Raw genomic sequence first — 25,368 nt, forward strand, 5'->3', positions numbered from 1 at the left:
ATCGAATGTCGGAAGCGGCAGAAGTTGGCAGCACTCCAGGTAGTGCCCCAGGCAGTGATACGACCGGCGATGCGTGCTGCACGAGTGATTCGCACGGCTACATCTCCGCCAAGGGCGACTACCTGGCGCGTCTGCGTCGTATCGAGGGCCAAGCGCGCGGTCTACAGCGCATGGTCGACGAGGACAAGTACTGCATTGACATTCTCACGCAGGTCTCGGCGATGACCAAGGCTCTCCAGGCAGTGGCCATGGGCCTGCTCGAGGACCACATCGGCCACTGCGTCGTCAAAGCTGCGGTTGCCGGCGGCCCCGAGGCGGACGCGAAGATCAAGGAAGCGAACGACGCGATTGCGCGGTTGGTTCGCTCGTAGAGCTGAGTTCGATGAACGTTGATACCGTGGTGGGCATGTTCAGAGTCGAGATCCGTCGTACATTCGCTGTGAGACAAGGGTTTCCAGCGGCTTCCGGCGCCGGTGCGGGACGCGAAAAACTTACCGCCGCTGATGCTCGCCGAGGGTTTTCGCGTGACGATGCGAGTGGGGTTCTCGTTCGAGGACGACCAACTCGGAGAACGTGGATGGTTCGTAGACACGGACGCCCTGGACGAGTCCGTCGATCGATGTGCCGAGCGGTTGGCGGGCGGTGCCTGGCCGGAGATTTTCGAGCTCGACAACGAGACAATCGGTGTAACAACGAGATACGTCAGATCGCACTGACCTGACGTATCTCGCTGACGCACAGCGTTCGATCGACCGGACTACTGGTAGAGACGCAGTGCAGACCCGATGAAGGTCTTACCGAATGCGAGTCCGGCCTTGTTGAAGTAGAAGCTCAAGACCGTATCTGCAAACGGGACTGCGGACACCGTTTTGGTGATCTGCGACTCGGCATCCGCCCACTCCGCGCATGCTGCGTCGCCGGTCAAGCCGGATGCCTTGGCAACGGCAGCTTCGTAGGCGGGGTTGTTGATCGAAGAGAAATTCTTACCGGCTGCCGGGGCAGGACCGGAGAAGAACGGGACGAACCCGCTGGGAACCGAGTTGTTGATCTGGATCCACGCGATGTCCCACTGGTTGTTGTCCTTGCCACTGAGCATGACGTCGACAACCTTGGTCTGGTCGGCTCCCGTCACCTCGACGGTCGCACCGAGGTCGGACCATGCCGACTGAGTGAGCTCGGCTGCCGCGCTGCGTGCATCTTCGCCGGCAGCGTAGAAGAGGCGGAGGGCCAGCGGCTTTCCGTCCTTGCTTCGTTTGCCGTCAGAGCCGGCGGTCCAACCGGCCGCATCCAAGGTTGCCTTCGCTGCGCTGAGGTCGAAGTCCGGAATATTGCCTGCGACAGAGTCGTACACGCAGGCGCGGGGTTCGACGGAGACAAGACTTGTTGCACGGGTGCCCTGGCCGCCAGTGATCACTTCAGCGAGATCGTCGAGATTGACAGCCTGGACGAGAGCTTTTCGAACGGCGGGATCACTGGTCGGATTGTCCGCAATCTGATTGAAGTACATCTGACCGGCGGGAAGTGGGCGCTGGACCGAGTCGAAATTGGCGGCATCGATGCGATCCTTGTCCGGACCGGCGATCGGAGATGCGCTCAGTTCGCCGGAGAGGAGCTGGTTTGCTGCGGTGCTGACATTGGGTGCCATGACAGCAATGACTGTCTTGGGGACACCCGGTGTGTCGGAGGTGGTGTCGTCGGGCCCCCAGCTGTAACCGTCACGACGCTCGAACGTGTAGTGGTCATTGGCCGAGACCTCGGTGACTTCGAACATTCCGGAGCCCAGCGATTTGTTGTTCGAGGCGGTCGGATCCTCGAGTCCGGCGTCGCACATGATCGGGAGGCGACTGATGGTGAGGAGGAGGAACGGGGTCGGCGCCGGAGTGGTGACCGTGATGGTGCGGGTGGCGAGATCGGCAGTGGCTGAAGCGCCGATGGGAACCGTGGTGCCGCGTTGTTGTGAACCTTTGGCCGGGTCGGCAACGAAGTTGATGTTGTTTGCGACGGTCTGTGCGGTCAGCGTCGACCCGTCGGTACAGGTCACGCCTTCACGAATGGTGAAGGACGCGGAGGTCGGCGTTTCTTCCCACTTCTCGGCCAACCATGGTTTGAATTCACTGGTTTCGGGATCCTGGTAGACGAGGGAGTCGTACGCCAGCTTCGAGATTTCCGCGGTTGCCGCAGAGCCGGACATGATCGGGTTGAGTGCACCCGGATCGCCCTGCAACGCGTACCGGAAGGTTCCGTCTGTAAGAGGCTCACCGCCGCCAGAGCCCGAGGACGTGCCTCCCGAGCTGCAAGCCGACAACACGAGCGCGAGCCCCGCGGTCGCGGCAAGCGTCGAATAGGAGCGGTGTTTCATTGTGCCTCCGTGAAGGAGCCGGGGCCCCGGGACGAATCGTGAGGGCGCAGTCGAGTGTGACCGCTAAATCTTGGCGTAGGACGTGACGGGCATCTCGGTCGATCTTCACGAAAATCGGGCGGATTTTTGTTCGATTTCACGAAGGTTGAAGTTTTGGTTCAGTTCACGGGGAGTCGAGGTCACTTCGTCGTGGCCACTCGGTCTCCGTGAGCACGGTTGCTGGAACTGACCTCAACGGGGAGGTGGGGCCGAGACCGTGGAGGTCTTCGTCGTCATCGATCTCGGACCAGAATTCGTCCACCGAAACATCAAGGCCGAGAACGATCCACGGCGGTCCGGCTTCTTGAAACGCGTATGAGACAGTCCCGGTGCGCGGAACTGTCGCATCGAACAGTCGGTCTCCGACGGGATATCCCTGCTGCTCGCCGACCAAAGTCAAGGTCGTCGGATCGAAGGATGCCTCGCGCAGAATCTTCTCGACGGTGCGGTCGAAACTCCGCTGGACGCTGAACTCTTCGTCCGGGCTCGAACCGCTGAACTCGGGAAAATGCGCGCAACACAATACGTGTGAGCTCTCCGAGTTGCAGTACAGGCGAAACACGGGAAATCCACCGGCCACGAAGCGTGACGTTAGCAGAGCGTCAAGATGGAGAAGTTGCTGTTTCAGCAAAGATGGTTGCGTGAATTGTGGGAGGTGTTCATCCTGGACGAATGAGCCATGAACACCACAATCACCACGAGAACTCCGATACGACCGAGAACCCGTACGCCAAGGCGGACGCACAATTCTGGAACTCGCTGTACGAGGAACGCCCCGCGCGCTGGAGCGGAAATCCCAACCCGCAGTTGATTGCCGAGGCCTCCGACCTCGAACCGGGCACTGCACTCGACGTCGGTTGCGGCGAAGGTGCCGACGCATTGTGGTTGGCGCGTCGCGGGTGGAAGGTCACCGGCACCGACATCTCGTCGGTGGCGCTCGGTCGTGCCCAGGCACACGTCGAGGGCGAGGGCGTCGACATCGAATGGCTGGAAGCCGACCTGACGAAGTGGGATCCGCAGGGTCGCTCGTTCGATCTGGTGTCCGCGCAGTTCTTCCACATGCTCGAACCCGCGCGCGGGGAATTGTTCCGAGCTCTCGGAGATCTGGTCGCGCCGGGCGGACATCTGCTGATCGTGGGTCATTCACCCCACGAGTCGCCGACCGAGCATCATCGGGCCATGCTCCATACCCCGGAATATGTGGAGTCGTTGTTCACGGACGGGTGGAAGGTGTTGGTCTCGGAGTCGCGGGCACGAGATCTTCCCGTGAACCCCGAGATGCATCACACCACGGATACCGTTGTGCTGCTTCAGCGATTGAGCGCGAGTACCGACAGCAGCTCGTAAGCGACGTGAGCCGCTGCGATACCGGTGATCTCGGCGTGGTCGTACGCCGGCGCTACCTCGACGATGTCGGCGCCGACCACGTTGAGTCCGACCAATCCGCGCAGTGTGTTCAACAATTCGCGAGAGGTCATGCCGCCCGCTTCGGGTGTTCCGGTACCCGGAGCGTGGGCGGGATCGAGTACGTCGATGTCGACGGAGACGTACACCGGGCCACCGTCGAGGCGCTTACGCATGCGCTCGACGATGCTGGCGACGCCGTCGACCTCGTAGTCGTCACTGCGGATCACCTGGAAGCCGAGGACGCGGTCGTCTTCGAGGTCCTTCTCGCTGTAGAGCGGTCCTCGGATACCGATGTGCTGAGAACGCTCCATGTCGATCAGGCCCTCTTCGCTGGCGCGGCGGAAGGGCGTGCCGTGGGTGAAGGGCTGGCCGAAGTAGGTGTCCCACGTGTCGAGGTGAGCGTCGAAGTGCAGGACGGCGATCGGGCCGTGATCGCGGGCCAGTGAGCGCAGGATCGGCAGTGCGATGGTGTGGTCGCCGCCGAGCGTGAGCACGGATGAACCGTCGGCACGCAGGTCGGTGACGGCGGACTGAACCGTCGTGAGAGCTTCCTGGATGTCGAAGGGGTTGACGCCGATGTCACCGAAATCGGCTACCTGCTGGTTGGCAAAGGGGGAGACCTTGAGCGCCGGGTTGTACGGACGCAGCAGCTTCGACGCAGCGCGGATGTGGCCCGGACCGAAACGAGCGCCGGGGCGGTAGCTGACACCCGAATCGAAGGGAATGCCGAGGATCGTCACGTCGGCGCGCGAGACCTCGTCCAGGCGCGGGAGACGCGCAAAAGTGGTCGGCTCGGCGTAGCGGGGGACGCGCGTGGCGTCGACGGGTCCGATGAACGATCCGGGGTTGTTGGTTGCCATGTGCAGAGGTCCCTGCTCTCGATTCGGCGCACACCGGGCGCCCTTCAGTGATGTAGCTCTCTGAGCAAGTATGGTTTCTTCAAGAGGCTCGGTTGTCAACCCCTGTTTCCTGAAAGGGACACGGCGGTCGTGAAGGAGTGGGTTCAGTGGCCAAGGCGAAGGAAGCGGTCGAGCCGGTCGGTCCGCGCATCGGGGCGAGGCTCAAGGCGGCACGTCAATCGAAGCGGTTGACCCTCGACGACCTGGCCGAGGCCTGCGGTGTGACCAAGGGGTATCTCTCGAAACTCGAGCGCGATCACGTCAATGCGTCGGTGGCAACCCTGATCAAAGTGTGTGCGGTACTCGAGATCCCTGTCGGATCCCTGTTCGAGAACGCATCTGCCGGTGAAGTGGTTCGTGCCGATGCCATGCCGCAAATCAGCTTCGGCGGCGAAAAGATGACGGAATACCTGCTCACGCCTACCAACGAGCGTCGAATTCAGGTGCTGCTCGGCGAGCTGGAACCAGGCGGCGGAAGTGGTCAGGAGTTCTACAGTCTGCCGATCGACGTGAACTTCGTGCACGTGCTCGAGGGCGGCTTGCGGGTCTCGTTCGAGGGCGGTCGGACGGATCCGAACGGTGAGGCCGTCGACGCCGAGGACGTCGTGCTTGCGGCGGGCGATTCCTTCACATTCACGCCGACGCACAACCATAGTTTTCAGGCCGAAGGCTCGGTTCTGGCGAAGGTTCTGTGGGTCTTGAATCCGGCATTGCCGGAAGGGCCACGCGCGTCGCCTTCGTGAGGCTCGAATCCGTGAATGTTGATTCTTAGGAAACAAGAGTTGACATGATTGGCGGCACCCGTCACGCTGGTAGTTGTCCCCGTCACACACACCGTCGAAAATTGGCGTCACGGAACTCCTGAAGGAGCGCACCATGCATGTCGATTCAGTTCGAGTTGGCCTGTTCCAAGGTCCGCTCACTACACCGGACACCTTTGCGTCGGTGGAGTTCAACCTCGCTGCGATCGACACCGCTGCCCGTGAGGCTGCTGAGTCCGGCGCGAGGATCCTTCTGACCCCGGAGATGTCTGCAACCGGCTACGACATCGGCGAACTGGTGTCGCTGCGTGCGGAACCGGCCGACGGCCCGATCTTCGATTCCGTCGCCGAGATTGCTCGCAGTGCGGGCATCGCAATCGTCTACGGCTACCCCGAACTCGACGGGGGAGATGTCTACAACAGTGTGCAGGTGGTGGGCCGCGACGGCACCTCGCTTGCGCACTACCGCAAGACGCATCTGTTCGGCACGCTCGACCGTGAGCACTTTCGGCCAGGTGAGACCTTGGTGGTCGGGTTCGATTTCGAGGGTATCCGCTGCGGATTGTTGATCTGCTACGACGTGGAGTTTCCCGAAGCGGTTCGGGCACACGCCGACGCCGGTACCGAATGGCTCATCGTGCCGACAGGCTTGATGACTCCTTACGAACACATTGCGCAGCAAGTGGTTCCGGCCCGCGCCTACGAGAGTCAGATGTTCGTCACCTACGTCAATCGCTGCGGTGCCGAAACCGAGCTGACCTACTGCGGTCTCTCGTGCGCCATCGCACCAGACGGTGCCGAGTTGGCGAGGGCCGGCGGCGACCAGGAATTGCTCTTCGCGGACATCGCCGCCGCCACCGTCGCGCAATCGCGCACTCTCAATACACATCTCGACGATCGACGCCTCGATCTGTATCCAGACCTTCCTGTCACGACTGTCTCCAAGGAGAACCGTAGATGACCATCCCAGTAGCTCCGGACAGTTCCTCGGAACCCGGCAAGCAGCCGCCCCTCACGATGTTCGGACCGGATTTTCCGTTCCCGTACGACGACTACGTTTCCAGTCCGGCGGGACTCGGCTCGGTGCCCGACCTGGCACTGGGTACCGAGGTTGCCGTGATCGGTGGCGGACTCTCCGGCATGATCGCGGCCTACGAGTTGCTCAAGATCGGTCTCAAACCGATTGTCTACGAAGCCGATCAGATCGGCGGCCGGATGCGGTCGGTCGAGTTCGACGGGCACCCCGGGGTTGTCGCCGAGATGGGCGCAATGCGTTTCCCGCCGTCGTCGACGACGTTGTTCCATTACCTGAACGAACTGGGTCTGCAGACCGAAGAGTTCCCCAATCCCCTTGCCGAGGTCACACCGAGCACGGTCATCGATCTCAAGGGTGAGAGCCACTACGCGCACACTCTCGAGGATCTGCCGCCGATCTACACCGAGGTGGCGCAGGCCTGGCAGCGCACTCTCGAAGAGCATGCAGATCTGATTCCGTTGCAGCAGGCCATTCGTGACCGCGACACCGCAGAAATCAAGCGGATCTGGAACGACCTCGTGGTGCGCTACGACGACCAGACGTTCTACGGATTCCTCGCCGCGTCGAAGCACTTCAAGTCCTTCCACATGCGGGAAGTGTTCGGGCAGGTCGGATTCGGTACGGGCGGTTGGGATACCGATTACCCCAACTCGATCCTCGAAATCCTTCGTGTGGTCATCACGGCCGCCGACGACGACCATCGCGGCATCGTGGGTGGATCGCAGCAGTTGCCGATGCGGTTGTGGAACCGCGCCCCGGCGCAGATGGCGCATTGGCCTGCCGGTACGACGGTCGCTTCGCTCAACGACGGCAAGACCCGTCCCCGCGTCACCGAACTCCGCCGTACCGAGCCCGGCAACATCACGGTCACCGACTCCGACGGGTTCATTCGTACCTATGCGAGTGCCGTTGTGACAGTGCAGAGTTGGATGCTGCTCAACAACATCAGGTGTGACGACGACCTGTTCCCGATCGACCACTGGACTGCGATCGAGCGGACTCACTACATGGGTTCGACCAAGGTGTTCGTGCTCGTCGACCGCCCGTTCTGGAAGGACAAGGATCCCGAGACCGGGCGTGATTCGGTGTCGATGACATTGACCGACCGCATGAGTCGTGGCACGTACCTGCTCGATCAAGGTGAGGGCAAGCCCGGCCTGATCTGCTTGTCGTACACCTGGTCGGACGACTCGCTCAAGCTGCTGGCGCTCGACGCCACCGAGCGCATGAACATCATGCTGCGCTCTCTCGAAGAGATCTACCCGGGCGTGGACTTCCGCAGCCACATCATCTCGAGCCCGGTGACGCTGTCGTGGGAGACCGAGCGCGACTTCATGGGTGCGTTCAAGGCGAATCTTCCGGGGCACTACCGCTACCAGGAACGCCTGTTCTCGCACTTCGTGCAGAATGATCTCGAACCGCGTCATCGGGGAATCTTCCTCGCCGGTGACGACGTGTCGTGGACCGCCGGCTGGGCCGAGGGCGCGATCCAGACCGCGATCAACGCGGTGTGGGGTGTCGTCAACCATCTCGGCGGCGCTGCGCCTACCGAGAACCCCGGACCCGGCGACGTGTTCGAGGAGCTCGCTCCGATCAGGTTGGGCGACTGAGCTCACCGCAACTGCCGAAATGTCGTGCCCGATGGGGGTTGGTACTCCTATCGGGCACGACCTCTTTCCGGTGATCCACGCAACACTGGAAAGTGTTCGGATCCAATAATTTCCAGGAGGGTGTTCAATGGCGAGCACATCATCGGCGACCAAGACCGCAGCTGCAGAATCGAGATCGGCAGGCGGTGATCGATCCGGTGACCCGGCGCTCGAACTGGTCGCCGAATTGGCCGCAGCGGGCCAGCGACTCGTCTTCCGTCAGGGTGACAACCAGAACAGTGACGATCTGACTTGCGTGGTGCTGTGGCCGTCCGGAGAGCCCTCCCTCTCCGATCTGTGCGAGAACTTCGAGTCTCTCGGACTCCGAGTTTCGACGCACCGCCCGCTTCCGACCGTTCTGGGTTCGGCGCATTACTTCACCTTCGAGCCGAGCACCTTCGACGGCAGTGCGCTGGAGAAGATGGCGGACGCCTTCGAAGCCGTCATCGCCGGACAGACCCGGATGGACGCGTTCTCCAGTCTGATCGGACGAGCAGACATCACCTGGCGCGATGCAGAGTTGCTGCGGGCTGCGTGCCGTTTCCTCGCTCAGGCTCGTATCGGTTTGTCCGAGAGCTACATCGTCGGAGTGTTGGCAGCGAAGCCACTCTTCGTACGGCAGGCGATCGAACTTTTCACCGCGCGTTTCGACCCCGCCGTGGCGGGTGTGCGTGAGACAGCTGTGGCTACCGCAACGGCAGCCATCGACGAATCAGTCGACGGTGCAGACACTCTCGACGAGGACCGTGTTCTGCGCGGCGTGCGTTCGTTCCTGCAGGCGACTCTGCGCACCAACTGGTACCTGCGCGGTGAGAGTGGCGAACCGCTGCCGTACGCGTCGTTCAAGATCGACTCGCAGTTGCTCTCCACTCCGCAGAAGACCGTTCCCTTCCGCGAGATCTACGTCAGCGCACCCAATGTCGAAGGCGTGCATCTGCGTAGTTCCTCCGTCGCCCGTGGTGGCCTGCGTTGGTCGGATCGATACGAGGACTTCCGCACCGAGGCTCTGAGTCTCATGAAGACCCAGAGCGTGAAGAATTCGCCGATCGTTCCTTCGGGCGCCAAGGGCGCGTTCGTGGTTCGAGGCACGTCGTCACCGACTCCGGCGCAGGTGCAGGAGTCGTACAGCACCTTCATTCGCGGCCTGCTGGACGTGGTGGACAACATCGTCGACGGCGCAGCAGTACATCCGGCCGAAGTGATCGAGTACGACGGTGAGGACTCCTACCTCGTCGTGGCTGCCGACAAGGGGACAGCACGGTTCTCCGACGTCGCGAACGGCATCGCCGTCGAGCGTGGTTTCTGGCTCGGCGACGCTTTCGCTTCCGGCGGTTCGGCCGGCTACGACCACAAGGCGATGGGCATCACCGCTCGCGGCGCCTGGGTAGCGGTACGACGCCACTTCGCCGAGCGCGACCTCGACGTCGACACCGATCCCTTCACCGTCGCGGGCATCGGTGACATGTCCGGCGACGTGTTCGGTAACGGAATGCTGCTCTCGCGCAAGATCCGTCTGGTCGCGGCATTCGATCACCGCCACATCTTCATCGACCCGACCCCCGACACCGAGACGACGTTCGCCGAACGCGCTCGACTCTTCACCGTGCCGCGCTCGTCCTGGGACGACTTCGACCGCACCGTGATGTCGCCGGGTGGTGGCGTCTGGCCGCGCAGCGCGAAGTCGATCCGCCTTCCGCTCGAGGCGCGTGCGGCCCTCGGAATCACCGAGGAGAAGCTGACCCCGCAGGAACTCATCCGAGCGATCCTGTGCGCTCCGGTGGACCTGTTGTGGAACGGCGGCGTCGGTACCTACGTGAAGGCGTCGACCGAAAGCAACGTCGACGCGGCCGATCCGTCCAACGACGCAGTTCGCGTCAGCGCGGACGAGTTGCGTGCGACGGTGGTGGGTGAGGGCGGCAACCTCGGTTTCACCCAGCGTGCTCGCATCGAATATGCCGCTGGCGGTGGCCGAATCAACGCCGACTTCATCGACAACGCCGCCGGCGTTGCTACCTCGGACCGTGAAGTCAACATCAAGATCGCACTCGCAGAGTTGGACGCGACTGCGCGCAACGAGCTGCTCGCGGCGGCGCAGGACGAGGTGGCCGCATCAGTACTCGAGGCCAGTGAAGATCAGACCCTCGCGATCAGCCTGGCCGAGCACCGAGCTCCCGCACTGCTCGATCAGCACGAGCGGTTGATCGAGAACCTGGTCTCGGCGGGTGCCATGAAGCGACTGGAAGAATCTCTGCCCGACGCCAAGGCGCTGGCGGTCAGGGCGCGTGCCGGTCAGGGTCTGCTTCGACCGGAACTTGCTGTGCTGGTGGCGCAGTCGAAGAACGTGCTGACAGCGGAATTGGGGGCCTCGACCGTCCCGGACAATCAGATTTTCGCCGGTCGCCTTGCCGAATACTTCCCGCTCTCCGTCGTCGAGGCCGCACCGGACGCAGTTCGTGCACACCGGTTGGGTCGCGACATCATCATCACCTCGGTGGTCGACGAACTGGTCAACCGCGTCGGCCCCGGCGTGCTGTTCCGGCTCGAGGAACATCTCGGAGTTCGCAGTCCGGAAGCGGCTCTCGCTTACGCGGTGGTCAGCGAAGTGCTTGGTACCGAGGACCTTCGACGCGAAATCCTGAACTCGGATCGCAGTGCCACCGAGCAGTTGAAGGCTCTCGATCGGTTGCAGCAGTTGTTGGAATCCGAGATGAGCTGGGTGTTGCGCCGCCCGGGCGCTGCCGGACGCTTCACCGTGAACCCGCGCGCCGACATCGATCGATGGGCAGCTCCGGTGCGAGCTCTCACCGAAGGTTTGTCGGCCGGCGACCGTATCGAGGCGTCCTTCGGAGCGCTCGCCCTGGCGGACATTGCCTTGCAGGAGAATACGACGGTCGCGGCCGCTGCCGCGATCTACCGGGAACTCTCCGACGCTCTCGACCTGGGTGATGTTCTCGGAGGCGTCGACGTTGCCGTCGGTGCCTCGCATTGGGAGGTCATGGGAAGCGCCGCCGTGCATGCCAGGTTGACGGCGCGTTTCGCGGATCTCGTGTCCGGAGCACTCGGTGAAGGTGTTCCGGACGTAGTCGAGTTGTGGACCGCCGCCAATCCGCAAGCGGTGCGCCGGTTCACGGCTTTGATGTCGAGCGTGAGTCGCAGCGGAGCGCTGGACACGGCACGACTGTGCACGGTCGACGCCGAACTCGAACTGCTCGTTCGCGGTGCGTCCAGCTTCGCTTCGGTGCACGCTGCGGAGCGCTCAGCGGCCCTCCCAGGCGAGTAGTGAGAGCAGCAGTTCAGCTCTGACCCTGGCCTGACCGAGGTCGCATTGCAGCAGTTCTTCTATGCGCGCGATGCGACCTCGGAGGGTGTGCCGGTGAACACCGAGTTCGGCTGCCGCCGACTCCCATTGGCCGTTCGCCTCGAGATAGGCGCGCAACGACGCGACCAGGGCCGTCCCGTGTGTCTGGTCGTGTTCGGTCAACACCGGGATGGTGTCCGCAGCCATTGCGATCAGTGCCTCGCGGGCAGGCTCGGACGCCAGAATTGTCGACCCGCTCAGAGCGTCGAACTCGAGAATGCGCGCCGTGGCCGTCGTGAGGTTGGCCGCGGCGCGGGCCTGGACGAGTGCGCGGGGTGCGTCGAGAAGGCGGTGAGGGGTGCTGATTCCGGCACGCACAGCTTTCGCTTCGGTGGGGGAGAGCTGCGCCAGTAGCGTTTTGGCCGTGTCGATCGTGTCGGTTCCGCGAAGGAGTACGGTCAGCGCGCCGTCCTCGGATTGTGCGAACAGTGGCCGACCTGCCCGGGCGAGAGCGTTGTCGAGTTCGCGAAGGACGGGGCCGAGTCCGGATCCGCGAACGTGGACGAGGCGAACGTTGCCGTGTGTGTCGCTCGCTTCGTCCAGGTACGACGGCACACCGTCCTCGGGGATTCGGCCGTCGAGCAGAAGCCCGAAAGCCATGGCATTGAGTCGGGTTCGCTCGGCCCGCAGGCGAACCGGCTTCTCGAGTTCGAGGGTGAGCAGCGAGACGGCATGTCCGAGCAGCACCCTGTCGATGTTGCTCAGGGGCCCGGCTCCCGCCATGGCGAGGTAGCCGTGCCAACTGTCGGTCACTCCGACGGGTGACAGCGTCAGCGTCCGCTCGGGTGTGCTCTGCGAGATCGACGCCGGAGCGTTGGGATCGCGGGTGGTGGCCGCGACCGCACGAACCTCGGTGATCAACGACTTCTGGTTCGCCGGATGCACCGCGGTGATCCGATCACCGACAAACGCCACGGAAGTTTTTGTGGCCGTGGCCAGTTCACGCACGATCGCCGACACGCCACCACGCAGTGCAACGCGGGTGATGCGTGTTTGCACTTCTGCCGCGCGGAGTACCGATTCGTATTCCTGCTGGCTCAATCGAGTCATCACCGCGCGCGTGACCGCCGCGAACGGGGTCGTGAACGGCACTTCCAGCAGGGGGAGTCCGCGACCGCGGGCGGCGGCAATCAGGTCTGCGGGAACACTCTCGTGGGAAAGGCCGGTCCCGAAACCCAGAGCCGACACTTCTGCGGCGGCCAGACGGTCGATGTACTCGCTGTAGTCGGTGGCGTCCGCGCCCACCAGCGCCAGCCCGGTGGTGAGCACCAATTCGCCGCCGGAAAGCCAGGGTGTGGGGTCCGTCAGCTCTGTGGCCTGCGCAAACGTGACGGGGTGGGTGGCAGCTGCTCGGTCGGTGAGCAGAGCCAGCGAGAGGTGTTTCTGGCGCAAGAGCCACGAGATCGGAACCGTCACCTGATCAAGGCTAGCTGTCGTTGCCGATATGGAGTAGCCCCGAAGCTCCGGGTATCCATTTCGGCAGTGCTTGCGATGCTTCGCGCGTCGCATACTCGAATGCAATACACAACCGAGAGGGTGGTCACATGAGTGCAATCGAATACCGGCTTCCGCAGGAGCGTCGCATCGTCACGGAGTTCCCGGGCCCGCGCTCGGCTGCGCTCGCCGAACGCCGTAAGAAGGTCGTCGGCGCCGGCGTCGCATCCACCCTTCCGGTCTACGTCGCCGACGCAGACGGTGGAGTCATCGTCGACGTCGACGGCAACTCGCTGATCGACCTCGGTGCCGGTATCGCGGTGACCAGCGTCGGCGCTTCCAACCCTGCCGTCGTGTCCGCAGTTCAGGATCAGGTCGCACACTTCACCCACACCTGTTTCATGGTTGCTCCGTACGAGGGCTACGTCGAGGTCGCCGAGCGTCTCGCCGAACTCACCCCCGGTGACCACGAGAAGCGTTCCGTGCTGTTCAACTCCGGCGCAGAAGCTGTCGAGAACGCAGTCAAGATCGCCCGTCACGCAACCGGTCGCGACGCAGTCGTCGTCTTCGACCACGCGTACCACGGCCGCACCAACCTCACGATGGCACTGACCTCGAAGTCCATGCCGTACAAGAGCGGCTTCGGTCCGTTCGCCCCCGAGGTCTACCGCGTCCCGATGTCCTACCCGTACCGCGAGGGCCTCAATGTCGACGGCTCCAAGATCACCGGTGAGCAGGCCGCACAGCGCGCTATCACGATGATCGAGAAGCAGGTCGGCGCTGCCAACACGGCCGCCATCCTCATCGAGCCCATTCAGGGCGAGGGCGGATTCATCGTTCCCGCAGAAGGATTCCTCCCGACGCTCGTCGCGTGGGCCAAGGAGAACGGCGTCGTCTTCATCGCCGACGAGGTTCAGGCAGGCTTCGCTCGTACCGGCGCCTGGTTCGCCAGCGATCACGAGGGCATCGTGCCCGACCTGGTCACGCTCGCCAAGGGCATCGCAGGCGGCATGCCGCTCGCCGCTGTCACGGGCCGCGCCGAGCTCATCGACGCCGTCCACCCCGGCGGCCTCGGTGGCACCTACGGCGGTAACCCCGTCGCCTGCGCCGCTGCATTGGCGTCCATCGACCAGATGCGTGAGCTCGACCTCTGTGGCCGCGCACGCACCATCGAGTCGACCGTCGTCGGCCGAATGAACGCACTGGCAAAGGAACTCGACGTCATCGGTGACGTTCGCGGCCGCGGCGCCATGCTCGCCATCGAGCTGGTCAAGCCCGGTGGGCAGGAGCCGGACGCAGACATCACCAAGAAGATCGCCGCCGAATGCCTCGCTGCCGGCGTCGTGATCCTCACCTGCGGTACCTACGGCAACGTCATCCGTCTGCTCCCGCCGCTGGTCATCTCCGAAGAGCTGCTCGACGACGCGTTGACCGTCCTCGAGACCGCCATCCGCACTGCAGCACAGGGGAACTGACATGTCCAACGTCTCGGATCTTCTCGACTCGGTCCCCAAGGGTCTCTGGCTCGGCGGCAAGCTCGTCCCGGCCGAGAAGACCTTTGCGGTCTACAACCCGGCAACGGGTGAGGAGCTCGCCCAGGTAGCCGACGCCACCGCTGCCGACGGTATCCGCGCGCTCGACCTCGCCGCTGCGGCGCAGGAAGACTGGGCGGCCACTCCGGCACGTGTACGCGGCGAGATCCTGCGCACCGCCTTCGAATTGCTGCATGCCCGCGCCGAGGACTTCGCGCTGATGATGACCCTGGAAATGGGTAAGTCGTTGGCAGAGAGCCGTGGTGAGGTCAACTACGGTGGCGAATTCCTGCGCTGGTTCAGCGAGGAAGCAGTTCGCATCGGTGGACGTTTCACGCAGGCTCCCGCCGGTAACGGTCGTATCCTGGTCACCAAGGAAGCCGTCGGACCGGTTCTCGCGATCACGCCGTGGAACTTCCCGCTCGCGATGGGCACGCGCAAGATCGGGCCGGCGCTGGCTGCCGGTTGCACCATCATCGTCAAGCCCGCCGAGGACACGCCGCTGACCATGCAGCTCCTCGGTCAGGTGTTCGCCGACGCCGGTCTGCCCGACGGTGTGCTCTCGATCCTCCCGACGTCCGATGCGGCCTCCATCAGCGGACCGCTCATGGAGGATTCGCGTCTGCGCAAGGTCACCTTCACCGGCTCCACCGGCGTCGGAAAGCTGTTGGTGCGCAACGCCGCTGACAAGCTGCTCCGCACGTCGATGGAACTCGGTGGCAATGCGCCGTTCATCGTCTTCGACGACGCCGACATCGACGCAGCTGTCGACGGCGCCATGCTGGCGAAGATGCGCAACGGCGGCGAGGCCTGCACCGCGGCCAACCGCATCTACGTCGCCAACTCCGTCCGCGAGGAGTTCACCGACAAGTTCACCGCCAAGGTTGCGGCCTTGAAGGTGGGCGCCGGTGACGCCGAGGGCACCAACATCGGCCCGCTGATCAACACCAAGCAGCTCGCAACCGTCACCGGACTCGTCGACGACGCCGTGTCCAAGGGTGCTCGCGTTCGCACCGGTGGATCGGCACCCGAAGGCCCCGGCTTCTTCTTCACCCCGACCGTTCTGGACCAGGTGCCCGCCGATGCGCGCCTGCTGAAGGAAGAGATCTTCGGACCCGTTGCGGCAGTGGTCGGTTTCGACACCGAAGACGAAGCGATCGCGGCGGCGAACAACACCGAATACGGCCTCGTGGCGTACTTCTACACCCGCGACATCGACCGTGCGATGCGCGTTTCGGCCAAGCTGGACACCGGCATGGTCGGCGTCAACCGCGGCGCGATCTCCGATGCTGCGGCGCCGTTCGGTGGCGTCAAGGAATCGGGCTTCGGTCGTGAAGGCGGAACCGAGGGTATCGACGAGTATCTCGATACCAAGTACGTAGCGCTCTAACTTGCTGTGCGCCTTTATTAACCGCGGGCGGTTAATAAAGGCGCACAGTTGTCTATTGACCTAACGGAGTGGGGCGGTAGTACTTGCCCTCGTGGTAGAGCAGGGGTGCGGCAGCGGATTCGTCGTCCTCTTCGGCGTGAACCCGCGTGACGAGTCCGATGACCAGAGTGTGATCTCCGACGGGGATCAGCTGGTCGACCTTGACGCGCATCCAGCTGGGGGTGCCGTGCAGAACCGGCTCCCCGGTGTCCAGTACCGCCCACAGTGACTCGTCTGCAAAACGTTGATCGGCACTCCGCGCAAAGCGCTGGGCCAGATGTTGCTGATGCTCGCCGAGAAGATGGATCACCAAGGACTCGGCGGCCTTGAGTGCATTGATGCTCGACGACGTCTCCGCGATGTTGAACGAAACGAGCGGCGGCTCGAGGGAGACGGACGAGAACGAGGTGGCGGTGAAACCCACCGGGCCGGTACCCGAATCGAGGGTCACGACGGTGACACCTGCGGGGTGGCGGCGAAGCGCTGCGCGGTAGTCGCCGGCGCAGATGCCGGTGGACAACTCGGGCGTCGCCGTTACTTCGGGGACGTCGGGGGTGGTGTGGCTGGAAACGGCATTCGGCTTGTCAGACAACGGGAACTCTCCGGCTGGAACTCGAGGTGTGCGGTGTGGTCGAGGTGACTGCGCTCGGCATACACAGACATGCGTCGGTGCGGCACAGATCTACGTGTCGTCGACGCCAGTGGTTACCGGCCGGGGTCCTGGTTGCAGTGCACATGGTGCGTCCAACTATAGGTGGACGCACGTCTGAGTGGGTTCGGACCGGGTTGGCTGAAGCGCGTCAGTCCATGTCGACGGCGAGGCCGGCGGTGATTCGGAGGAGCTCGGAGTACGTCGTGCGAAAGACCGTGTTCGGGTGCCCGGCGGCCGCCCACAACTCGGGGTACTGCTCGAGGGCGGTATCGATGTAGGTGGGCAGGTTGGTGGGATGCCCGAGTGGCGCGACCCCACCGATCGGCTGACCTGTCGCCGACTTCGCCATTTCCAGCGGCGCCCGCGTGAGCTTGCCTTCGAGGCGTTCTCCGGTTGCCTTCAGGTTGACCTGATGTGCGCCCGACACCAGCAGCAGGACCGGGTCGTCGTCGAGAAGGAACACGAGCGACTTGGTGATCGCGCCTACCTCCACCCCGACGGCCGCCGCTGCCTCGGCCGCGGTGTGCGTGGCTTCGGGCTGCGTGACGATGACGCCGTGGTGACCCCGCGAGATCAGTGTTTCGGCGACGTGCGAGGCGTTGGGGTGGAGGAGGCTCGTCATGAGTTCAGACTAGGACTAGTCGGCGTTCGCCACAGCTGGAGTCGGCGTCGTGTCGGTGGACTTTCGGTTACGACGGATCGTGAAGCCGAACAGCATGACCGCACCGATCAGCGCGTACAGGAAGAGCGTCAGAGCAGGCTGGCCGACGCCGACGTTGTTGAAGTAGACGATGCTTCGCACGCCTTCGGTACCGGCGCCGGGTGTGATCCATCGGCCGATGGCGGCATAGAACGACGGAATCACGTTGGAGCCGAATGCGCCTCCCGCACTGGGATTGCCGAGGATCACGAAGACGGCGATGGCCAGCGGGACTGCCAGAACGCCGATGGCGGCGCGCAATCCGAGCGTGAACATGGCGGTGCCGAACACCACGGCTGTTCCCAGGATCCAGAGCGGGAACCAGTGGCCGGCGAAAGTTCCGAGCACGTGTGAGGTGATGAGGGCGCCGAGGGCTCCCGAGATGATCGAGTAGATCGCGATCACGCCCGTGTGTGCGCCGGCCTGGCGGAGGGTCTTCGGCGCACCGATGAACAGTCCGATGGCTGCCGCGAGGAGATAGCCGCCGACGACCCAGCCGACCGAGAGGTAGAAGCCGGAGAGGCCGCGGTTGTCGTGCGCTCCGACGGGGATCTCGTCGCGGACGACGAACTGTCGGTCCTGCGTCGCCTCGACCTTCGTGAACACCGCTTCGAGTGACGACGCGATGGAGCTGCCGCCAGCGCTCGCGGTGATCAGGGTGTCCGGTCCGGCCGGATTGATGACAAACGCGCCCTGGATCTCGCGGTCGTTGATCATGCGTCGAGCGGTCGCCGTGCTGTCGACCACCTGAGCGTCGAGCGGGCTGCCGTCGATGGCGTTGAGTTTGTCGGCGATCTGCTGGTCCATACCGTCTGGTGTGCCCTGATCGGCGATGACCGCGATTTCGATGTCTCGCGGAGTGGGCTGATGGAAGGCGGCGACGTAGCTGAGGATGAAGCCCATCTGCAGCAGGAGCACGCCGACGAACAGCGCGGCCATCACCTTGGGTGCGCCGTACTTCACGAGCAGATTGTCGTGGTGGTGTTCGTCGTGGGTGGAGCTGTTGTCTGGTGCGGCGTGTGCCGGATGCGTAGTGGTCACGAAAGAGTCCTGATCTTGTCGAAAGTAAAGAGCTTGTCAATACCCGAGGTATTGAATACTCTAGGTATCGTGACTGAATCTCGTCAACCGGACTGGACGCCGGTAACCCGCCCCGGACGCGACGTGGTGCGGCAAAGACTGCTCGACGCTGCGGCGGAAGAGTTTGCGGAGCGCGGATTCAGTGCTGCACGTCTCACTGAAGTTGCTCGCCGAGCGGGCTTCACCAAGGGGGCTGTCTACTCCAACTTCGAGTCGAAACAGGATCTGTTCGCAGAACTGTTCGCGCAACGGTCTCTGGAACTGGCCGGCCGTGTGCTCGCCGAGATCGCCGGGATGAACCCGGCCGATGCGGCGGGCAAAGGTGGCGAGGCCATTGCGACGTGGATGGTCGACGACCCGGGGTGGTCACTGCTCGTCCTCGAATTCGGAGTGCTCGCCGGGCGTGATCCGCAGATCGCTCAGGCGTACTTACGTGAGCGTCGCCACTTGCGCAGCCAACTCGTGGAGTTGATCGGCGAACGTGCCCGTGAATGGGGAGTGGACGATTCCTTCGATGTACGGACCACCGCAATCTCGTTGATGGCCTTGATATCCGGGCTCGTTCTCGAACACTCGGTGGATCCGGAAGAAGTTGATCAGAGCGTCATGGGTGCCGCCGTGACGGCACTCTTCGCCGGTGCCGTCGCACGGGCAGGATTGCCCGCAGTCTGAGTTGCTCGGTTGACAGGCAACAGATTTGAGAACTACCCTCTGGGTGCAGTACCTCGTTAGGTGAGGCTTCTGCACGAACACAGGCCACTGATCTCACGACGTCGAGAGACGCCCAAGGTTAGGACAGATCTCCCCGGCTTAAGGGGTGATCCAAAGTGGCTTCCCGGTTTCGATCGGGACACGTCGTGCAGTGCCAAAACTCGGACGTGGAGGTGTTTTCGCAGCTTGATGCCGGTTTCTTCCGGCGAAGGCGAGAGTACGTCGATATTCGGTTCTCCTGACGTGTGCTGTGCGCACGCAATTGTGGCGTCATCGGACGCCCTAACCTTCAGGAGGTGACCATCGTGGACGACCCGCCGAGTCGATATTCGACCCATCCTTCTGTTCTTGCCGACGATGCTCACCCCGGTCTTTTGCTCTTCAGCCACTGACTCTGTGCATCCTCGGTTTCATCTGCGCGGCTCGCCGCGTCCGCTGACGACTTACATTGTCGCTCAGCGCATTCTGCTGCCCTCATGTACTGGCATGGTCAGGCGTGTTCGGGCAGCCGAGGAGATTCGTCATGTCATTTTCCGTTCTCGCATTGCGGCCACGGCCCACGAGAAACAGCGCACAACAAGCACATTCAACGGTCCTGGCCAAGGAAAGCGCACAGGAATTGGTCGACTACTCGGCTTCGGACACGCGCACCGTTCTCGCAGATCTGACCACGACGGCCAACGGCCTTCGCGACGATCAGATCGACGATCTTCGTCGGCAACACGGGCGCAACGATGTCCGCCACGACCGCCCGGCACCGGCGATCGTGCAGTTCGCGCAAGCCTTCAAGAATCCGTTCATCCTGATCCTGGTGTTCCTCGCCCTGATCATGGTGGGGACCGACGTGGTCTGGGCGGACCCCGAGGACGGTCCCTCCTACGAGGGCATCATCACTCTCGGGTTGATGATCTTTGTCAGTGTCTCACTGAGGTTCTGGCAGGAATACCGTTCGAGTCGCGCCGCCGAGGCGCTCAAGGCGATGGTCACGACGACCGTCGCGGCCACCCGCAAGATCAACAACACCGTGGTCACGGCGGAGATTCCGATCGAGCAACTACTGCCAGGTGATGTGGTCCAGCTTGCCGCCGGCGACATGATCCCGGCCGATGTCCGCATCATTCGGGCCAAGGATCTACAGGTCAATCAGTCCATGCTCAGCGGTGAATCGATGCCGGCCGAGAAGTCGGCGGAACCGTCGTCGGGAATCGACGTCGATCGGCTGCTCGAAGCCGAGAACATCGGGTTCATGGGTACTTCCGTCGTGTCGGGCAGCGGCACCGCCGTCGCGGTGCACACGGGCAAGCGCACCTACTTCGGTGCCATGACAGCACAATTGGCCTCCAAGCGACCCGAAACCAGCTTCGACGTCGGGGTGCGCAGCGTCAGCTACCTGCTGATCAAATTCATGCTGATCATGGTTCCCGCGGTGTTCATCATCAACGGACTGACCAAGGACTGGAGCCAAGCACTACTCTTCGGCGTCGCCACCGCAGTGGGGTTGACTCCGGAAATGTTGCCGCTCATCGTGACTGCGAACCTGGCCAAGGGTGCGCTTCACATGTCGCGCAAGAAGGTGATCGTCAAGCAGATCAACGCGATTCAGAACTTCGGCGCCATGGACGTTCTGTGCACGGACAAGACCGGAACTCTCACCGAGGACCGCATCGTTCTCGGTGAACATCTCGATACTGCCGGCCGCAAGTCCGAGGACGTGTTGCGGCTCGCGGCAGTCAATTCCGTGAATCAGACCGGATTGCGCAGTCTTCTCGACGACGCGGTGATCGAGGCCGCCGGTCCCGAAGTGATCGAGGAGATCTCGCGTCTGCACGGGTTGGTGGACGAGATTCCCTTCGACTTCAAGCGTCGTCGGCTCTCGGTGGTGGTCGATCACGGTGACGCCGATCTGATCGTCACCAAAGGTGCAGTGGAAGAGCTTCTTTCGGTCTGTGAATCGGTTGAACTGGACGGGGTGACCCACCAGCTGACGCCGGGATGGCTGGCCCGAGTCGACCGACTGGTCGCCGAACTGAACGGTCAGGGTAAGCGAGTGCTTGCGGTGGCGACCAGGGTCGTTGTCGACGAACAGCGACGCGAGTACTCAACTGCCGATGAAGAGGGCATGACCCTGGTCGGGTTGCTGGCCTTCCTCGACCCGCCGAAGGAATCTGCGGCCGGGGCGATCGAAGCTCTCGCGAGTCACGGTGTCGCCGTGAAGGTGGTGACGGGTGACAACGAACTGGTCGCCGAAACCGTCTGCGGCAAAGTCGGTATCGACGTGGGAACTGTTGTGTCCGGCGCCGAGATCGAAGCGTTGAGCGACGACGCCCTCGACGAGTTGGTGCAACGGACAACCGTCTTCGCGAAGACGGATCCGATGCAGAAGGCACGCATTGTCGAATCGCTGCGCCGGGTCGGCCACACGGTTGGTTTCCTCGGTGACGGTGTCAACGACGCACCCGCACTTCGGGCCGCGGACGTCGGCATCTCCGTCGACACAGCGGCGGACATCGCCCGCGAATCCGCGGACATCATCTTGCTGGAGAAGGACCTCGGCGTACTCGAACAAGGAGTCATCGAAGGGCGTCGCACCTTCGGAAACATCCAGAAGTACATCAAGATGACTGCGTCGTCGAACTTCGGGAACGTCTTCTCGGTGCTCGTCGCCAGTGCGTTGCTGCCGTTCATCCCCATGATTCCCGTAGTTCTGTTGTTGCAGAACCTGATCTACGATCTCTCGATGCTCACGATCCCGTGGGACCGTGTCGACGACGACTTCCTCGCGAAGCCACGCAAGTGGGAGACCAAGAGCCTTCGTCGGTTCATGGTGTTCATCGGCCCGATCAGTTCGATCTTCGACATCTCGACCTTCGCGCTGATGTGGTTCGTGTTCGCCGCCAACTCTCCCGAGCATGCGGCGTTGTTCCAATCGGGTTGGTTCATCGAGTCGTTGATCTCACAGACGCTGATCGTTCACATGATCCGCACCCGCAAGATCCCGTTCATCCAGTCGCGTGCTTCGCTGCCGGTACTGCTCAGCACGGGCGCTGCCTGCGTCTTCGCGCTGGTGTTCCCGTTCACGTCCTGGGGCCATTCCCTCGGGTTGGTTTCACTGCCGTGGAACTACTTCCCGTGGCTGGTCCTCACTCTCGCGGCATACTGCGTCGTCACGCAGGTGGCCAAGGGAATGTTCATCCGTCGATTCGCGACCTGGCTCTAGGAGTTCACCGTGGAAATCCACGTCATCCTTGTGCGGATAGCGCTCGGGCTCGTCCTCGGCGCTGCCGTCGGGATCGAAAGGCAATGGCGCGCAAGGATGGCGGGTCTGCGAACCAACGCGTTGGTGAGCTTGGGTGCGACGCTCTTCGTGATCATGGGCGCGTACGGGTTCGAGGGGCCGGACGCTGATCCGACGCGCGTCGCAGCGCAGATCGTCTCGGGGATCGGCTTCCTCGGTGCCGGGGTGATCATGAAGCAGGGAGCCTCGGTCACGGGCCTGAACACCGCCGCAACCTTGTGGGCCACGGCCGCCGTCGGCGCGCTGGCAGGCGGCGGAATGTACTGGGTGGCGGTGTTCGGAGCCGGTGCGATCATGTTGGCGAACACATTGTTGAGGCCGTTGGGCCGGATGATGGATCACCAGCCTGCCCGCACCGGGCGCGAGGAACCGCCGGCCGATTACACCTTCGAGGTGACCTGCCACGGTGACGCCGAAGCCCACATCAGAGGGCTTACCGTACAGTCCATTTCGAGGCCGGAGTTCCAACTGCGGTCAGTGCAGTCCTTCGACATCCCGGACAGCGACCGCGTGCGGGTGGTGGCCGAACTGGCTGCGGCGGAGCGTGACGACGGACTTCTGGAATCCGCCGTCAGCCGGCTTAGCCTGGAACCGTTGGTAACTCACGTTCGGTGGGAGGTGGAGCCGTCGAAGTAGATTCGAGGTCCCGGTCAGCTAGCGTGCATGTTCCTGCGGCGCAAGAGAGTTCCCCGGTGCGATGTCCGCGCAGTTCGACGGCGCAGGCTTGCCGTTCAATCGGTCGTCGACCCAAGCGAGCGCACCGGGGAGCCAGAGCATGGCGCCGAGGAAGTGGCTGATGGTGTCGTACTGGTCGTACTGAATCGCCAGGCCGGCGTCGCAGTACTTGCGTGCGAGGCTGCGGACGTCGCCCGTGATCATCACGCCGTCACCTGCTCCGACACCGGGGCCGCCGGGTTGGGTGCCCTCGATGGTTCCGTTCGCTGCCTGCGCGATGAACATCGGTATCGTCGGTGTCGCAGCAGTGCCCATGTTGATCTTGTTCACGACATCGACGTACTCGGGAACCGTATTGGGATCTGCGTACTCGGGTTTGACCAAGTCCTGCCAGGTCAAACCGGGATATTGCGCCAGCACATTGCCGATGGACGCGTCTTCGAGTCGAGCCATGACGTCGCGTCCACGGTCGCTGAGATACTTCCCGAAATCGATGTCGTACGAACGCGCAACGCCGACGACTGCCATGCCGACCACGCCGCCCCACCCGATGCTTCCGCTCGCGTAGCGAAGGTTGTTGGCCGGATTGACCAGCACGCCTCCCTGCGCGGCACCGATCAAGTTGTCGTTGATCTCCGGTGCATATGCGGGAGCGAGTATCGAAGCCCAGTTGGTGGCGATCGCTCCGCCGGAGTAACCCATCAGCGCGATCTCTGCGTCGTCGGTGATTCCGGTTTCCGGGACATCGCGGGCGGCACGCAGAGCGTCGAGCGTCATCATCCCGTATTCGGGTCCGGCAGCGAAGTTTGCATCCGGGCCCTCGGTGTCCGGGACGACGATGGTGTAGCCCAATGCGAAGAGCGGCCCGAACAAAGCTGCCTCGATGGACGTGAAGGTACCGCCGATGTTGAAGTTGCGTCCGCTGGGCGTCCAGTCACCGATCGGGGTGTTGCCCGCGATCGCGCGAGACGGACTGTCGTCGGGGTTCAGAGAATCGTAAAAGGACTGGTACGAAACAACTTTGTTCGGTTGAGCGTTGGCGGGGCGCAGGATCGAGGTGACGTTGGCGGACGGTTGTCCCAGGGCGTCGGTTGATCGATAGAGAACCTGCACTGCCTGTATCGGGGTCGGGACGTTGAGCACCGTGTACGGCACGGTGCGAGTCTCGAGGACTGCGCCGGGAGCGTACGACGAGAGGGGTGTCGCGCCGTCGTAGCTGTAGAAACCGTCATCAGGGGACTGGGCAAGAGCCGGCTGTGCGAGCGCTACCGGTGCGCCGACGCCTGTCAGTGCGACAGCGAGTACTCCGACAACTGTGCGAGATAAGACCCTTGACGACATACTCGTCCTCCACATTGGTGTGCCACGCCCCACCCTGAGATCGCGGTGTGACGACCACCATATATTACTCGCGGGTAATGTGGGGATCGGTCATCTCGGGCGCCGTGTCGAGTTCTCGGCGTAGAAAGATCTCGGAGGACTCGCCGGGAAGTAGCAAAACTCCGGCATCGACGTATCCCATTGCGCGATAGAAGTTCTGGGCTGATTCGTCGGCGAGTGTGGAGGTGAGGACCGTCGAATATCCCGCACGGCGCATCTGTGTTTCCCAATATCTGACCAACGCGCTCCCGATGCCTTGGCCGCGGTTTAGAGACTGGACGGTCAGCATGTTCATGAACGGAATCTCGTCCCAGAACAGGCCCCAACGGAGCCATCCGATTGGATTATCGCTGTCCTCGGCGACGAGTATCCGGCCGCGTTGGACCACCGACACGAGTTCCTCGTCTGCGATGTGCGAGTCGTTCTCACGTAAGAACGGCAAGTCTGTCTGTGCTGCGACGCGAATGTTCACCACACACATCAGTATTGCCGTTCAAGCTGAGGCGGTTACGTTCGGCTTGGACAGGTAGACAACTCCGGGGATGTGGCTGGGATCCGGCGGCAACGGGACGTAGCCGGCTCGGGTGTAGAGACGAATGTTCCGCGCGCTCTTGCTGCCGGTGAACAACTCGAAACTGGTGATGTGCTCGGGTGCATTCTGTTCCACGTGCTGCAAGAGGCGTCGGCCGAGGCCATTGCCCGCCAAGTCCGGCGCCACCATGAGGCGACCTATCTGCCATGCGGTTCCGTCGGCTGTGCCGCGGACGGCCCCGACGAGCCGGCCGCCGCGTCGTGCGGTCCAGACCGTCGACTCCTGAACCCAGGCTCGGACCGTGGGTAGGTCCTCGTGGAGCGGGGGTACGTCCATGCTGTTGTTCGAGATTGCTTCCGAGACCCAGCAACAGCGTTGTAGAACAAGGATTTCCGCGGCGTCCTCGTCCGTTGCGTTCTGTATGACGATCTCGTCCATTG

General features: G+C 63.1%; 22 protein-coding genes and 1 riboswitch. Of the genes, 12 read left to right on the forward strand and 10 right to left on the reverse strand.

The genetic code is table 11. The features are described from left to right. Positions 1–5 precede the first annotated feature (5 nt). Together ABWI03_RS26240 and ABWI03_RS26245 are read left to right on the forward strand one after the other, a co-directional pair. Positions 6–371, forward strand: a complete 366-nt coding sequence (locus tag ABWI03_RS26240) for a metal-sensitive transcriptional regulator (protein WP_298773497.1) — start codon at positions 6–8, stop codon at positions 369–371. 153 nt (positions 372–524) lie between these two features. Further along, positions 525–716: a hypothetical protein gene (locus tag ABWI03_RS26245; RefSeq protein WP_298773499.1), complete on the forward strand. Its 192-nt coding sequence runs from the start codon at positions 525–527 to the stop codon at positions 714–716. Positions 717–757: 41 nt separating this feature from the next. On the opposite strand, the gene ABWI03_RS26250 is transcribed toward ABWI03_RS26245, so the two are convergent. After that, the gene (locus ABWI03_RS26250) at positions 758–2,359 is read right to left on the reverse strand and encodes an ABC transporter substrate-binding protein (RefSeq protein WP_235171216.1); all 1,602 of its coding nucleotides are present in this window, start codon (positions 2,357–2,359) and stop codon (positions 758–760) included. Positions 2,360–2,522: 163 nt separating this feature from the next. Beyond that, positions 2,523–2,978, reverse strand: a complete 456-nt coding sequence (locus ABWI03_RS26255; RefSeq protein WP_298773502.1) for a hypothetical protein — start codon at positions 2,976–2,978, stop codon at positions 2,523–2,525. A 92-nt stretch (positions 2,979–3,070) separates the two neighbouring features. Between ABWI03_RS26255 and ABWI03_RS26260 the strand changes: the two genes are divergently transcribed. Next, the gene (locus ABWI03_RS26260; protein WP_298773504.1) at positions 3,071–3,745 is read left to right on the forward strand and encodes a class I SAM-dependent methyltransferase; all 675 of its coding nucleotides are present in this window, start codon (positions 3,071–3,073) and stop codon (positions 3,743–3,745) included. On the opposite strand, the gene speB is transcribed toward ABWI03_RS26260, so the two are convergent. Then, positions 3,709–4,665 (reverse strand): agmatinase, encoded by a 957-nt coding sequence (speB, locus tag ABWI03_RS26265; RefSeq protein ID WP_003941134.1) that lies wholly within the window; start codon positions 4,663–4,665, stop codon positions 3,709–3,711. The two genes, ABWI03_RS26260 and speB, sit on opposite strands and share 37 nt — an antisense overlap. Before the next feature lie 146 nt (positions 4,666–4,811). Between speB and ABWI03_RS26270 the strand changes: the two genes are divergently transcribed. The 4 genes from ABWI03_RS26270 (at position 4,812) to ABWI03_RS26285 (ending at position 11,430) form a co-directional block, all read left to right on the forward strand. Then, complete coding sequence (locus tag ABWI03_RS26270; protein ID WP_020968310.1) at positions 4,812–5,447, forward strand: helix-turn-helix domain-containing protein; 636 nt, start codon at positions 4,812–4,814, stop codon at positions 5,445–5,447. A gap of 133 nt (positions 5,448–5,580) precedes the next feature. Further along, a complete protein-coding gene (locus ABWI03_RS26275; RefSeq protein ID WP_200314460.1) occupies positions 5,581–6,426 on the forward strand; it encodes a carbon-nitrogen hydrolase family protein in 846 nt (281 codons plus the stop codon). After that, positions 6,423–8,111: a flavin monoamine oxidase family protein gene (locus ABWI03_RS26280; RefSeq protein ID WP_166812594.1), complete on the forward strand. Its 1,689-nt coding sequence runs from the start codon at positions 6,423–6,425 to the stop codon at positions 8,109–8,111. The genes ABWI03_RS26275 and ABWI03_RS26280 overlap by 4 nt, the downstream gene beginning before the upstream one ends. 127 nt (positions 8,112–8,238) lie before the next feature. Further along, positions 8,239–11,430 (forward strand): NAD-glutamate dehydrogenase domain-containing protein, encoded by a 3,192-nt coding sequence (locus tag ABWI03_RS26285; RefSeq protein WP_124568995.1) that lies wholly within the window; start codon positions 8,239–8,241, stop codon positions 11,428–11,430. Here the strand turns inward: ABWI03_RS26285 and ABWI03_RS26290 are convergent. Next, complete coding sequence (locus tag ABWI03_RS26290; RefSeq protein WP_298773517.1) at positions 11,407–12,924, reverse strand: PucR family transcriptional regulator; 1,518 nt, start codon at positions 12,922–12,924, stop codon at positions 11,407–11,409. The two genes, ABWI03_RS26285 and ABWI03_RS26290, sit on opposite strands and share 24 nt — an antisense overlap. A gap of 128 nt (positions 12,925–13,052) precedes the next feature. Between ABWI03_RS26290 and gabT the strand changes: the two genes are divergently transcribed. After that, positions 13,053–14,417: a 4-aminobutyrate--2-oxoglutarate transaminase gene (gene gabT, locus ABWI03_RS26295; protein ID WP_007727077.1), complete on the forward strand. Its 1,365-nt coding sequence runs from the start codon at positions 13,053–13,055 to the stop codon at positions 14,415–14,417. A 1-nt stretch (position 14,418) separates the two neighbouring features. After that, positions 14,419–15,864, forward strand: a complete 1,446-nt coding sequence (locus ABWI03_RS26300) for an NAD-dependent succinate-semialdehyde dehydrogenase (protein WP_095970785.1) — start codon at positions 14,419–14,421, stop codon at positions 15,862–15,864. 52 nt (positions 15,865–15,916) lie between these two features. On the opposite strand, the gene dszD is transcribed toward ABWI03_RS26300, so the two are convergent. The 3 genes from dszD to ABWI03_RS26315 all read right to left on the reverse strand — a co-directional run bounded on the left by dszD (position 15,917) and on the right by ABWI03_RS26315 (position 18,296). Continuing rightward, positions 15,917–16,495: an NADH:FMN oxidoreductase DszD gene (gene dszD / locus ABWI03_RS26305; RefSeq protein WP_283376459.1), complete on the reverse strand. Its 579-nt coding sequence runs from the start codon at positions 16,493–16,495 to the stop codon at positions 15,917–15,919. A 208-nt stretch (positions 16,496–16,703) separates the two neighbouring features. Next, positions 16,704–17,177: a YbaK/EbsC family protein gene (locus ABWI03_RS26310; protein WP_019746727.1), complete on the reverse strand. Its 474-nt coding sequence runs from the start codon at positions 17,175–17,177 to the stop codon at positions 16,704–16,706. 15 nt (positions 17,178–17,192) lie between these two features. Next, positions 17,193–18,296: an ABC-2 transporter permease gene (locus tag ABWI03_RS26315; RefSeq protein WP_200314468.1), complete on the reverse strand. Its 1,104-nt coding sequence runs from the start codon at positions 18,294–18,296 to the stop codon at positions 17,193–17,195. Between the two features lie 126 nt (positions 18,297–18,422). Here ABWI03_RS26315 and ABWI03_RS26320 point away from each other — a divergent pair, with 126 nt between their 5' ends. The 3 genes from ABWI03_RS26320 to ABWI03_RS26330 all read left to right on the forward strand — a co-directional run bounded on the left by ABWI03_RS26320 (position 18,423) and on the right by ABWI03_RS26330 (position 22,977). Then, positions 18,423–19,007, forward strand: coding sequence for a TetR/AcrR family transcriptional regulator (locus ABWI03_RS26320; RefSeq protein WP_029254386.1), 585 nt, complete (start codon positions 18,423–18,425; stop codon positions 19,005–19,007). Positions 19,008–19,052: 45 nt separating this feature from the next. Next, positions 19,053–19,226, forward strand: a riboswitch (M-box (ykoK) riboswitch). A 343-nt stretch (positions 19,227–19,569) separates the two neighbouring features. Further along, positions 19,570–22,263, forward strand: coding sequence for a magnesium-translocating P-type ATPase (gene mgtA / locus ABWI03_RS26325; RefSeq protein ID WP_298773523.1), 2,694 nt, complete (start codon positions 19,570–19,572; stop codon positions 22,261–22,263). A 9-nt stretch (positions 22,264–22,272) separates the two neighbouring features. Next, the gene (locus ABWI03_RS26330; RefSeq protein ID WP_095970789.1) at positions 22,273–22,977 is read left to right on the forward strand and encodes an MgtC/SapB family protein; all 705 of its coding nucleotides are present in this window, start codon (positions 22,273–22,275) and stop codon (positions 22,975–22,977) included. Positions 22,978–22,995: 18 nt separating this feature from the next. Here ABWI03_RS26330 and ABWI03_RS26335 read toward each other — a convergent pair whose 3' ends face one another. From ABWI03_RS26335 to ABWI03_RS26345, 3 genes are all read right to left on the reverse strand, one after another. Continuing rightward, on the reverse strand, positions 22,996–24,357 hold the full coding sequence (locus ABWI03_RS26335) for a lipase family protein (RefSeq protein ID WP_124568992.1): 1,362 nt from the start codon (positions 24,355–24,357) through the stop codon (positions 22,996–22,998). A 64-nt stretch (positions 24,358–24,421) separates the two neighbouring features. Beyond that, positions 24,422–24,871, reverse strand: a complete 450-nt coding sequence (locus ABWI03_RS26340; protein ID WP_124568991.1) for a GNAT family N-acetyltransferase — start codon at positions 24,869–24,871, stop codon at positions 24,422–24,424. An 18-nt stretch (positions 24,872–24,889) separates the two neighbouring features. After that, positions 24,890–25,366: a GNAT family N-acetyltransferase gene (locus ABWI03_RS26345; protein WP_298773527.1), complete on the reverse strand. Its 477-nt coding sequence runs from the start codon at positions 25,364–25,366 to the stop codon at positions 24,890–24,892. Positions 25,367–25,368: the final 2 nt, after the last annotated feature.

This window comes from Rhodococcus baikonurensis (assembly GCF_040489275.1).
Lineage (GTDB): Bacteria > Actinomycetota > Actinomycetes > Mycobacteriales > Mycobacteriaceae > Rhodococcus_F > Rhodococcus_F baikonurensis.